We start from the raw sequence: 11647 nt of genomic DNA on the forward strand, positions 1-11647 counted from the left end.
TGCCCGTTTATGGTAAATCTCAGGGGTTTATAACGTCATGGCAGAAAAAAAGATCGCAAAAAGGAATCGTCGCGATGAAATCCTGCAGGCTCTGGCGCAAATGCTGGAATCCAGCGACGGAAGCCAACGAATTACAACAGCAAAACTAGCCGCGACGGTCGGCGTCTCCGAAGCCGCGCTGTATCGTCATTTTCCCAGTAAAACGCGCATGTTTGACAGCCTGATCGAATTTATTGAAGACAGTCTGATTACGCGTATCAATACGATTTTGAAAGATGAAAAAGAGACCATGACGCGCCTGCGTTTAATCGTGCAGCTGATTCTTGGTTTCGGCGAACGTAATCCTGGGCTAACGCGTATTCTCACCGGTCACGCGCTGATGTTTGAACAGGATCGCCTGCAGGGACGCATCAACCAGCTTTTCGAGCGTATCGAAGTGCAGCTGCGGCAGGTATTGCGCGAGCGAAAAATGCGTGAAGGCGCAGGTTTTGTTACGGATGAGACGCTGCTGGCCAGCCAGCTGTTGGCCTTCTGCGAAGGGCTGCTGTCGCGCTTTGTGCGTTCTGAATTTCGCTATCTTCCTACCCAGGATTTTGAAGCGCGCTGGCCGCTGTTGGCGGCGCAGCTGGTCTGAAAAAGATTGCCGGGCAGGCGGCCCGGCATCGCATACCCTTTAGATACCGTAGGTTCGACGATAGGCGCGCACTGCCGCCAGGTGATCGGCCATTTCCGGTTTTTCCTCAAGGTAATCAATCAGGTCGGCCAGCGTAATAAGGGCGGTAACCTGACACTGATAGTCACGTTCCACTTCCTGAATCGCTGAAATCTCACCGCGTCCACGTTCCTGACGGTCAAGGGAGATCAACACGCCGGCCAGCCGGGCGCCGTGAGCGGCGATAATTTCCATCGACTCGCGAATAGCTGTTCCGGCGGTAATCACATCGTCAACCAGCATTACGCGTCCCTGTAGCGGGCTGCCGACCAGCGTGCCGCCTTCACCGTGATCCTTCGCTTCCTTACGGTTAAAGCAGTAAGGCACATCACGCTGATGGTGATCGGCAAGCGCCACGGCGGTCGTAGTGGCGATAGGGATACCTTTGTAAGCGGGGCCAAACAGTAAATCAAAATCGACGCCGGAATCGACCAGCGCCTGCGCATAAAAACGGCCCAGCAGCGCTAAATCCCGTCCGGTATTAAACAGGCCCGCATTAAAGAAATAGGGACTTTTACGCCCCGATTTCAGCGTAAACTCGCCGAATTTCAGCACCTGTTTATTTAAAGCAAACTCAATAAATTCCCGCTGCCAGGCTTTCATTCTGCTCTCCTCAAAAATAGCCGTAAAAAAGGCGACTCTCTGGTCGCCTGAAATGATTAGCTGTTCAGCGCCGCCTTCTGCGCCTGAATCAGGGTTTCGATGCCGCCCCGCGCTAACGCCAGCAGCGTTAGCAGCTCCTCATGGCTGAAGGGTTCGCCTTCGGCGGTGCCCTGCACTTCAATCATGCGGCCATCTTCCATCATCACCACGTTCATATCGGTTTCGGCCGCGGAATCTTCCACGTACTCCAGATCGCAAAGCGCTTCGCCGTTAACGATGCCGACGGAAATTGCCGCTACCATCCCTTTCATCGGGTTTTTCGCCAGCTTACCCGCAGCGACCAGCGCATTAAGCGCATCCGCCAGCGCAACGCAGGCGCCGGTAATAGAAGCGGTACGGGTGCCGCCGTCAGCCTGCAATACGTCGCAGTCGAGCGTAATAGTAAATTCGCCCAGCGCTTTTAGATCGACCGCTGCACGTAGCGAACGGGCTATCAGCCGCTGAATTTCCAGCGTACGCCCGCCCTGCTTGCCTTTTGCCGCTTCACGCGCGTTGCGGCTGTGCGTTGAACGCGGCAGCATGCCATATTCTGCCGTAATCCAGCCCTGCCCCTGGCCTTTCAGAAAGCGCGGCACGCCCTCTTCTACGGTAGCGGTACAAAGTACTTTAGTGTCGCCGAATTCAACCAGTACAGAGCCTTCTGCATGTTTGGTGTAATGACGGGTCAGGGTGACGGGACGCACCTGCTGTGTGAGACGGCCTGCTGGACGCATGGTTTTTCTCCGGCTTGCTAAATAGTGGCTGCGCATTATACGGATTTAGGTCTGTTCTGCCTACCGCCCCTTAACGGGGTTTGCGCGGGAAAACAGAGATCGGGACCGCGATCAGTCAAGCGTTTTACGGAAAGACTTCAGGGCAATCCCTACAATAATCAGCGCCAGCAATCCCAGCGGCAGCAAATCGGGCAGCAGCTCGATAAAACCATAACCTTTTAGCATGATCCCCTTAATTAAACGTATAAAGTAAGTTAAGGGGAGGCACGAACCGATCCACTGCGCCCATAACGGCATGCTAATGAAGGGGCTAATAAAGCCGGAAAGCATCACCGAGGGGATAAAGTAGAACGAGGACATCTGTAAAGCCTGCAGCTGATTTTGCGCCAGGCTTGAGATAGTAATACCGATCGACAGGCAGAGAAAAACATAGACGAACAGCACCAGAAAAAGCAGGAAAGGGTTGCCTAATAAGGGTATGCCGAAAAGATAAACCGCACAGAGCAGAATCAGCAGCGACTGGAAAATACCGATAAGGACATAGGGAACGATTTTACCGGTAATAACTTCCAGGCTGGTGAGCGGCGATATCAGTAAATTTTCAATAGCGCCGCTCTCGCGCTCGCGGGTGATTGCCAGCGCGGTCATCAGCACCAGCGTGGTACTGAGTATCGAACCGATAATGCCCGGTATCGTATTGTACTGGGTAATTCCTTCCGGGTTGAACATACGATGTATTACTAACTCAAAATCATCCTCTTTTACTTCGCTGCGCATGGCTGGTGGAAGATCCTGTTGAAACGTGGTTTTCGCCGCCTGCGTAATCGCACTTAACGCATTACCTATGGTTAACGGATCGATGGCGTCTCCCTGTACCAGTATCTGCGGTTTTTCTCCGCGTAGCAGATCCCGACTAAATCCCTGCGGAATCGTCATAATAAAAATAATATCGCCGCGTACGAATGCCGAGCGCGCCTGCTTTTCCGACTGAAAAGGAATCACCGAAAAATAGCCGGTATTTTGCGCCGCGGAAACGAAGACATGGCTCATTTGCTCCGTATCATAATTCAACAGCCCAGTAGGTATATTACGCGCATCCATATTAACGGCATAGCCAAGTATGGTTAGCTGCAACAGCGGCGTAATCACTACCATAGCCATACTAATTTTATCACGCCGCAGCTCATGAATTTCCTTAATCACTACGCCAATCCAGCGCAAAAAAGAAAAATTAATTCTCATTTTTTTTAGCATTGTTTTTCATTAGCCAGGTAAAGGCATCTTCCAGCGTCGTTTCCACCTTGCAAACGTCGTAATCAGAAGTAACAGCCTGTGACAGAATCGGGTTTAATACTGTTTCATCTTCGGCCGTAACAAACAGGCTATTACCAAAAATTACCGTTTGTTCGATGCCAGGCATTTTAAGCAGCTCATTTTCCAGTTCCGTCAGCTTCTTGCCGCTTATTTTAACCGTGGTCAGGTTTTGCTCCTGAATAATTGAGCGAACGCTACCGTTAGCTAACAGATTGCCATAAGAGAGATAGGCTACCTTGTGGCACCGCTCCGCCTCATCCATATAGTGCGTACTGACAAGTATTGAGATGCCCCGATCGGAAAGTTGATGAAGAATTTGCCAGAATTCGCGGCGCGCTTTGGGATCGACGCCGGCGGTCGGCTCATCCAGAAAAAGCAAAGAGGGCTGATGCAGCGTACAGGCGGCAAGCGCCATGCGCTGCTTCCATCCGCCGGAAAGAAATTTCGCCAGCTGATGCTGACGCGAGGTCAGCCCCAGTTCATCCAGCGTTTGATCCACCCTGGCTTTCCCCTTATCCAGATTATAGATACGGGTAATAAACAGCAGATTTTCCCGAATTGATAAGTTTCCCCACATAGAAAAATGCTGCGTCATATAGCCGATATGACGTTTTATCTGCGCCCGCTGGGTAAAAATATCCATATCAAGGCAGTGACCGCTCCCTGAATCAGGCGTAATTAACCCGCACATCATGCGTATCGATGTGGTTTTTCCACTACCGTTCGGCCCCAAAAAACCGTATATTTCACCTTTTCTTACCGTTAGTGAAAAATCTTTTACCGCATGGTTACTGCCAAAATGCTTGTTTAGTTTACTTACCTCAATACAAATATCACTCATCAGAAACAACCTCTATCGCTACGGGCTGTCCTGTTTTAACCAGCGGAAGATCTTCCTTTACCGGAACGGCTTCAGCCATAAACAGCAGTTTTTCACGTCGCTGAGTGCTGTAAATAACCGGTGGGGAAAACTCTGCCTGAGGGCTGATATAGTTGATATAGGCCGACAGCGATCTGCTGCATCCGTCACAGTGAACTTTTATTCGGGTGCCAGTCTGAATCTCACCCAGTCTTTTTTCCGGCACATAAAAGCGAATTTTGATGCGATCCGGGGAGAGCAGGCTGATAACCGGGCGATCGGCTGCCGGGCGTTCTCCCGGATGATACAGAATGTCATACACCAGCGCGTCTTGTGGGGCAAACAGCGTTCTTTGCTCAAGATCCCAGCGCGCTTTATCACGTTGCAGCACGGCCGATTCAACGCGTGACTTCTGATTATTTATTTCCGCCTCACGGGCCGGCAGCTCTTTTACTTCCAGCTGATGCAGCAGCTCTTTTACCTGCGCCTTTTTCTGTATGTAGTCTTCTTTCGCCCGTTCCCACTCAGCAACCGATACCATTTTTGCTTTATAAAGGCGCTGTTGCCTCTCCAGCTCTCTCTTCGCCAGGCTCGCGGCGGATTTAGCTCTTTCAAGCTGGGCGCGAACCATATTTAATGCGGCCTGGCGTTCACCCGTTTCTAAATTATGCAGCAGCGCCTGTTCAGCCAGTACGTTCTTTTCCGCTACGTGCAACGCATTTTCTGCAGTAAATTTAACCATCTGCATAAGCTTCTGCCCCTTACTGACCGTCTCGCCTTTAGCGACAAACAGCTCTTCCACTTCTTCCGTGAATGGAAACGACAGATAGGTAAACTCACCATAGGTGTAACCTGCTAAAGCGAACGGTTCTGCATCCTTACAGCCCGACAGTAAAGTTAAACAGCACAAAAATATAATAAGCTTGTTATTCAGCATCTTAAATCCCAGAAAGCAGTAAAAGTAAGGCAAAGTTATTTCAGTTAAACACTAGAGATACAAATTATTTAACAAGATCTGATTAATATTCAGGTTTCAGGCTATTATTTAGGCAAATAACGTTTACCATAGCTTTTCTTAAGCTTATCTATTTCGCAAAGATTTAAACCAGCGATGGAATTAAAATGCTTATCCTCAACGAAGCATAATATTTTTGAGCCTCCGGCGCTGTACCACTTAGCAGCTTGCTTATAAGGCCAGGGAAGATCGCACTCCATTTCCCGCAGCTTTATATTAAGTTTTTTCCAGTCCTCATCAAAATTTTCGCGGTTAAAGAGTTGGTTAACCTCTTCATCAACCACATCATATTGATGTAAAGGAGTGCAGGCATCAACATCCGCAGAGAGGTAGGTTTGATAAAAACCTATCATTAGCTTTTTCGCATACTCAGAGTAATCTTGTGGGATAGTCAACACGCCCAGCAGATATTTATATTCGCTATGTTTCAGCGCAACATTAAAGATCCCCTTCCAAAGCTCATCAAGCACGTTAGTTTTTTGATACTGTTTCTGAATAAAACCTCGCCCAATCTCAATGCTTTTACTGGCAATGGACGAAAAGCTCTGTTTGTAATTAAAAAGATCGTTACTGTAGAGCCCCTGCAGGCCTTTCTTTGCAATTTGCTCACCCGCCATGACAAATCTGTAAGCGCCGGCGATTTCAAGCCTTTCAGGATCCCACACCATGATATGTTGATAATCTATATCATAAATATCGTTATCATACTCTTGCCCTGTTCCGGCGCCTATTTCACGAAAACAGATCTCGCGCAGACGTCCCAGTTCTCTTAATACAGGTGAGTATTCCGTCCCCTGGTGGCGATACAGCAGAACGGTTTTACCGTCATTCAGCTTTTTTAATTCCGTGCAGCTCTCCAGCGCTGCACACAGTAAATTTTTATCGAGGGGTTCAGCAACAGGTGTGATAACGGGCAATATTCCAGGCTGGTTTTTACCTGCACGTGCAATATGCTCCATAAAGGTAGCCGCAACTTCTGTCACGCGCTCTTTATCAATATCCAGCTTAGCTAAGTTAACCTGCGGAAGAAAATTCATTTTCAAAGTCTTGCCGCTATGGCGCAAACATTCTCTGATCACCATAAGGTTAGACAGCGGACGCCAGAGCTTCGCGGTAATATAATAACGCCATGAATTTAAGCCTTTGAGACTTACGGGTACGACTGCGGCATTGTTTTTACTGGCAAGGTGGAGGAACCCGGGGTTCCATGGCGCTTCCTGTAACCCTGTTTTTTTCAGGCTGGCAAGCCTTCCGGAGGGAAAAATGATAAGCACCCCGCCTTTTTTAAGCTGCGCATTCATTTCGCGATACTGGCTGGCGCCCATCTTTCCCTGCATATTTCTGATGCCAATAGTGAGGCTTTTTGTTTTTGGCAACATATGGGTTAACACCTGGTTGGCCACAATTTTGATGTCACGCCTTACTTTGGAAGCGGCTACGATTACCGCCATGCCATCAATAACGGTAGGATGATTAGCAACTATAACCACCGGACCTTCGCTGGGAATGTTATAAATATTATCAACAGCCAAATTAATTCTTAACTTTTCTACTACAGCTGCTAACCAATCTATACCATCTTTGTTCTCAGCACCTCTGACTCGAGAAAAAAGCGCATCTAATCCTACAGCCCATCTGATTATTATCTTTAGTAAGGGGGATACTTTTCTTTCCGGGAAAAACTCCTGTGTGATTTCATCAATTACATCCATTGTATTTCTTTCTCCTTAGCATACTTTCATTTACGCATTTATCATGTTTTCCCTCAGCTTACTTAATAGTAAACTTTCAACCTTAGTTGAATCTAAGAAATTATTAGCCATAACTTATTTATCATATGATAAAAAGGGGTAAGAAAAAATAATATCATAAAAAACATTTTTAAATCATAAATTTATTAATTTTACTAAATAAAATAATAGATTACTGGATATTATTTTATGCCTAACCATTTAAAACCCAATTAAAAAATGATTTAATAAACCCGCTAATGATTATCAACAACCAATTTAATGCAGATAATTTAATGAAAAAAAACAACTATCGACTGTTTACCCGCAGATAATTATTCCTTCAGAGCCTGATTTTTGTTGATAGCCGAACAATAAGTGCTATTTTTACTTTTTGAGACTCCTTTCTTATTTTCTTTTATCGCTTATACGTTGTTATCGCTTTATCCTCTCCCTTGCTTTATTACGTTTGGCTCACTTTGCGCTGGCCGGGACCTCTGTCTGGTGCTGGTGCTACCTCACCTGGTTTTTCAGAATGCGCTTTTTTACCTGTTAAGGGGAAGGCTGCATCGCTATAATCCCTGAAACTTTACTTAATACGGGTACGCAAAATGATCCGCAGTATGACCGCCTACGCCCGGCGTGAAATCAGGGGTGAATGGGGCAGCGCAGCCTGGGAGCTGCGTTCCGTAAACCAGCGCTATCTTGAAACTTACATCCGTCTGCCGGAGCAGTTTCGCAGTCTGGAACCGGTGATTCGTGAACGTCTGCGTAATCGTCTGACGCGTGGCAAGATTGAATGCAACCTGCGTTTTGACGCCGATCCAGGCGCGCAAAGCGCGCTGATACTAAATCAGGCGCTGGCAAAGCAGCTGCTGGAGGCCGCGCAATGGGTGAACCAGCAGTATGCAGGCGGTGAGATTAATCCGGTTGATATTTTGCGCTGGCCTGGCGTAATGTCAGCTCAGGAACAGGATCTGGACGCAATTAACGTTGCGCTGCTGGAGGCGCTGGAACTGGCGATTGATGATTTTATTACGGCGCGCGAAAGCGAAGGGACCGCGCTGAAAGCGTTGATTGAACAGCGTCTGGAAGGCGTCAGTTTTGAGGTCAAAAAAGTCCGCGCCTGGATGCCTGACATTCTGAAATGGCAGCGTGAGCGTTTGGTCACAAAGCTTGAGGAAGCCGAACTGCAGCTGGACAACAATCGCGTTGAACAGGAGCTGGTGATGATGGCTCAGCGCATTGATGTCGCAGAAGAGCTGGATCGTCTTGAAGCGCACGTTAAAGAAACCTATAACATATTGAAAAAGAAAGAGGCCGTTGGCCGCCGCCTTGACTTTATGATGCAGGAATTCAATCGCGAATCGAATACGCTGGCGTCTAAATCCATCAATTCTGATGTAACCGCCTCAGCGATTGAACTGAAGGTGCTGATTGAGCAAATGCGCGAGCAGATCCAGAATATCGAGTAACTTCCTGCCACCGTGCCGGTGAAAGAGACCTGAGCCCTGTTACAGGGCTTTTAACCATCGTGGTAAAGCTTCACCGGTCATTACGCACGCCGTGAAAACACAACAAAGAAGCGTCACGCTATGCCGTGAATTCGTAATAGTTTGGCCAGCCAGAAAATAACAAACCCGAAGCTGCAGCAAATTCTGCTATTTTAAAGGAAAAGTTAATATCTGTTCGGCATCAATTTTCAGGTAGGTGACCGACTTTAGTCATCTTGCTTAAATTAATTTCTCCCGCATTACAGATTATGTGCAGGGTAAACCATTCTCGCCGCCGCTCAACGGAACGATCCGTGTTACGTGGCATCAGGATCCAACACCAATGCCTGCACTCAATAACATCCAGCGCCCGATACCTGCCGCCCAACATTTGGCACCCGATACCCGATACCCGATACCCGATACCCGATACCCAGCATCTGCTCACAACAGCGTACAGGTGGCAAGCGCAAAGAAAAGCAGCTTACGATACAACCAGTAACTAATGGGCAGGCAACAAGTTGGAGCGGTAACGATGAACTCTCATTGCGGTAATACATAGCGCATAAATCACATGCTCTGGCCCCTTTCTGTATATCTCTGCTGAAGAACATATTACTGGCTTCTGCCTCTGGGCTATAAAGGTGAGGCGTCGGCTACAGCTGCTGAAACAATAGCGTAAACGAGCGAAAATCAACCTGGTGAGCTTCCGCAACTGCTCGCAACGAAGTTTACTGACTGCGGCGGTTCAATCGCCTGCCGGTGCTAAACGGCCGGTAATTTACCGCTGGATGACGCGCTGCTAATTGGTTAAGGAAAAACGTTTTCTTCAGCACGCAAAAATTTTTACGTTAAGCAGGGCTTGATAATAATTAGCCGTATCGCCACATTAAAAACAGAGTAATAACATCAGGTTATATATAAATCCTTTTTATTTTCCGCTGCTAACCTTTAACAGGGCAAATGATTTTTTTTGCTTTTTTAGTAAAGCATTTAGATTTTCAGTACCAATAATTATCGCATAAATAAATTCAGATATTTCTGATGGTGTTTTAATGCGCAAAAAAAGATATAAATCTCCCCGCACACAGCAACCTTTTAAACAGACTTTCCAGGAAAACTTCTATGGAACGCACATCCCTACAGGAATTTACCGAGCAGGAATTTACAGATTTTGCTCAGCGAATATTGCTTGCAGATTTTGAAACAACCGAAGATTTGGTAAACGCAGCAATGGAGTTTGTATTATTATGCGGCCACCCATCCGGCACCGATCTCATTTGCTATCCTGATGAGTTTAATATTACTACACCTAAAAGCATGGTAGAGTTTGTTAAAAACTGGCGCTTACAGAACGGCCTGTCCGGCTTCAGGGAAGAATATTATCCTGTTGCGATTTAAAATAATAAGACTATCTATCAAAAGCCGTCTATCTTTCACCTGATGTTTTACCTTTATGAGCAAACTATGACTTTAAAACAAAAGGCGATAAACGGCGCAAAGTGGTCCGCAATATCGTCAGTAACGACTATCGGCCTTGGCCTTTTACAGCTGGCGCTCCTTGCCAGAATTATCGATCCTGAACAGTTCGGTCTGCTGACCATATCGTTAGTTATTCTGACACTGGTAGATACGCTTTCTGATTTTGGCCTGTCCAACTCTGTTATTCAGCGTAAAAATATGGCAGAGACGGAACTCTCTACGCTGTACTGGTTAAATATCATCATTGGCGCGCTGGTTTTTATCGTGGTTTACAGCAGCAGCGATTATATCAGCGCGCTGTTCCATCAGCCGGAGCTGGTTGAGTTAATTCAGACGCTTTCCGTTGCCTTTATTATTATTCCCCAGGGGCAGCAGTTCCGGGCACTGTTGCAAAAGGAGCTGGCGTTTACCGAAATCGGCCGCACCGAAGTGCTGGCTGCGCTGGCAGGTTTTGCGGTTACGCTCGCTTCAGCGTTTATATCGCCCTCAGCACTGTGTGCTATCTGGGGCTACCTCACTATGGTTTCAGTAAGGATGCTGCTGTTTTGCTACTATGGCAGAAGCATATACCGGCCAATCTTCGTCTTTAAACTGAAGAGCGTCAGCAGTAATTTACGTTATGGCAGTTATCTGACGGCCGACAATTTGATCAACCAGCTAACCATAAATATGCCTACGATGTTGCTTACCCGCCTGTTGGGGGCTATTGCTATCGGCGGCTACAATCTGGCTTATAATCTGGCCGTTATGCCGCCAGCCAAAATTAACCCTATCCTGACTCGCGTATTGTTTCCAACTTTCGCTCAAATGCAGGACGATCGCCCGCGTTTACGCCATAACTTTTACAAAATGTTATCGATCATGAGTTTGCTGAACTTTGTCGCCCTGCTGGGCATGATCGGCGTGGCGGATAATCTGGTGCGTTCTGTGTTTGGCGAACGCTGGCTGTTTATCGTCCCCGTACTGCAGATCTTATGTGTCGCCGGCATGATGCGCGCGGTTAACAACCCTGTCGGCGCGCTGGTAATGGCGAAAGGAACGGTTGATATTAGCTCTAAGCTGAATGCGTTCCGCCTGCTGCTTTCCATACCGGTCATTTGGTCAGGAGCCACATGGGGCGGTTTACTGGGGGCAACTATTAGTTTTACCGCGCTACAGGTTATGACGGTATTAACGAATTATTTTATGCTGATTCGGCCCATCCTGGGTGCCAGCGGAAAGGCCTTTCTTGCCAGCCAGTGGATGCCGCTGCGTATGGCGTTGCCAACGCTCTGGATAAGCTATGCGCTCGACTACCTTCTTGAAGGTATTTTACCTGTCACTGTTACCCTGGCGATTCAGATCGCCGCCGGCGCGCTGGTTTGGGGCCTGATGATGTTAAGCAGCCGCCATCCATTAGTGCTTGAATTAAAAGCAATTGCGCAGCGTAAGGTCCGAGCTAAAGTCACATTAAAAAGCGAAAACCCGTCAACTTAATAGAGCTGTTTACTGCTGGTAATAACGCCTGGTTATTCCGGATCTTTCTGAGCGTGCCGCGTCGGCACGCTTTTTTTATCGCTGTTGCTTACCGCCGCCGTAACTATTCGCATAAATATAGCTAATCCGAAAAGCGCTACCTTAGAAATTTTCACTCGTCTACAATCAGGCAAGCGCTGTAGGCTTGCCA

At 47.5% G+C, this 11647-nt stretch carries 10 protein-coding genes; 4 read left to right on the plus strand and 6 right to left on the minus strand.

Features of this window, described 5'->3' with window-relative positions; all coding sequences use genetic code 11:
* Positions 1–37 precede the first annotated feature (37 nt).
* Positions 38–634: a nucleoid occlusion factor SlmA gene (gene slmA, locus FKM52_RS18155; RefSeq protein ID WP_141177564.1), complete on the plus strand. Its 597-nt coding sequence runs from the start codon at positions 38–40 to the stop codon at positions 632–634.
* 39 nt (positions 635–673) lie between these two features.
* On the opposite strand, the gene pyrE is transcribed toward slmA, so the two are convergent.
* The 6 genes from pyrE to FKM52_RS18185 form a co-directional block, all read right to left on the minus strand.
* Complete coding sequence (pyrE, locus tag FKM52_RS18160) at positions 674–1315, minus strand: orotate phosphoribosyltransferase (protein WP_141177565.1); 642 nt, start codon at positions 1313–1315, stop codon at positions 674–676.
* Between the two features lie 56 nt (positions 1316–1371).
* Positions 1372–2088, minus strand: coding sequence for a ribonuclease PH (rph, locus tag FKM52_RS18165; protein WP_141177566.1), 717 nt, complete (start codon positions 2086–2088; stop codon positions 1372–1374).
* A 111-nt stretch (positions 2089–2199) separates the two neighbouring features.
* On the minus strand, positions 2200–3330 hold the full coding sequence (locus FKM52_RS18170; RefSeq protein ID WP_377088810.1) for an ABC transporter permease: 1131 nt from the start codon (positions 3328–3330) through the stop codon (positions 2200–2202).
* Positions 3320–4243, minus strand: a complete 924-nt coding sequence (locus tag FKM52_RS18175) for an ABC transporter ATP-binding protein (RefSeq protein ID WP_141177568.1) — start codon at positions 4241–4243, stop codon at positions 3320–3322. Before FKM52_RS18175 ends, FKM52_RS18170 begins: the two co-directional genes overlap by 11 nt.
* A complete protein-coding gene (locus tag FKM52_RS18180; protein WP_141177569.1) occupies positions 4236–5198 on the minus strand; it encodes an HlyD family secretion protein in 963 nt (320 codons plus the stop codon). Before FKM52_RS18180 ends, FKM52_RS18175 begins: the two co-directional genes overlap by 8 nt.
* Positions 5199–5302: 104 nt before the next feature.
* Positions 5303–6988: a bifunctional lysophospholipid acyltransferase family protein/GNAT family N-acetyltransferase gene (locus FKM52_RS18185; RefSeq protein WP_141177570.1), complete on the minus strand. Its 1686-nt coding sequence runs from the start codon at positions 6986–6988 to the stop codon at positions 5303–5305.
* Between the two features lie 629 nt (positions 6989–7617).
* On the opposite strand from FKM52_RS18185, the gene FKM52_RS18190 reads away from it, so the two are divergent.
* From FKM52_RS18190 to FKM52_RS18200, 3 genes are all read left to right on the plus strand, one after another.
* Complete coding sequence (locus FKM52_RS18190) at positions 7618–8481, plus strand: YicC/YloC family endoribonuclease (RefSeq protein ID WP_141177571.1); 864 nt, start codon at positions 7618–7620, stop codon at positions 8479–8481.
* 1143 nt (positions 8482–9624) lie between these two features.
* Positions 9625–9900, plus strand: coding sequence for a bacteriocin immunity protein (locus FKM52_RS18195; protein WP_141177572.1), 276 nt, complete (start codon positions 9625–9627; stop codon positions 9898–9900).
* Between the two features lie 66 nt (positions 9901–9966).
* A complete protein-coding gene (locus FKM52_RS18200) occupies positions 9967–11457 on the plus strand; it encodes an MOP flippase family protein (RefSeq protein ID WP_141177573.1) in 1491 nt (496 codons plus the stop codon).
* The last annotated feature ends 190 nt before the right edge of the window (positions 11458–11647 follow it).

The organism is Mixta tenebrionis (genome assembly GCF_006517625.1).
Lineage (GTDB): Bacteria > Pseudomonadota > Gammaproteobacteria > Enterobacterales > Enterobacteriaceae > Mixta > Mixta tenebrionis.

Excerpts from the sequence above, each read along its gene's own strand:
- FKM52_RS18200 (WP_141177573.1), top strand. The coding sequence starts at position 9,967 with ATGACTTTAAAACAAAAGGCGATAAACGGCGCAAAGTGGTCCGCAATA.
- FKM52_RS18195 (WP_141177572.1), top strand. The coding sequence starts at position 9,625 with ATGGAACGCACATCCCTACAGGAATTTACCGAGCAGGAATTTACAGAT.
- FKM52_RS18175 (WP_141177568.1), bottom strand. The coding sequence starts at position 4,243 with ATGAGTGATATTTGTATTGAGGTAAGTAAACTAAACAAGCATTTTGGC.
- FKM52_RS18170 (WP_377088810.1), bottom strand. The coding sequence starts at position 3,330 with ATGAGAATTAATTTTTCTTTTTTGCGCTGGATTGGCGTAGTGATTAAG.
- slmA (WP_141177564.1), top strand. The coding sequence starts at position 38 with ATGGCAGAAAAAAAGATCGCAAAAAGGAATCGTCGCGATGAAATCCTG.
- FKM52_RS18180 (WP_141177569.1), bottom strand. The coding sequence starts at position 5,198 with ATGCTGAATAACAAGCTTATTATATTTTTGTGCTGTTTAACTTTACTG.
- FKM52_RS18185 (WP_141177570.1), bottom strand. The coding sequence starts at position 6,988 with ATGGATGTAATTGATGAAATCACACAGGAGTTTTTCCCGGAAAGAAAA.
- rph (WP_141177566.1), bottom strand. The coding sequence starts at position 2,088 with ATGCGTCCAGCAGGCCGTCTCACACAGCAGGTGCGTCCCGTCACCCTG.
- pyrE (WP_141177565.1), bottom strand. The coding sequence starts at position 1,315 with ATGAAAGCCTGGCAGCGGGAATTTATTGAGTTTGCTTTAAATAAACAG.
- FKM52_RS18190 (WP_141177571.1), top strand. The coding sequence starts at position 7,618 with ATGATCCGCAGTATGACCGCCTACGCCCGGCGTGAAATCAGGGGTGAA.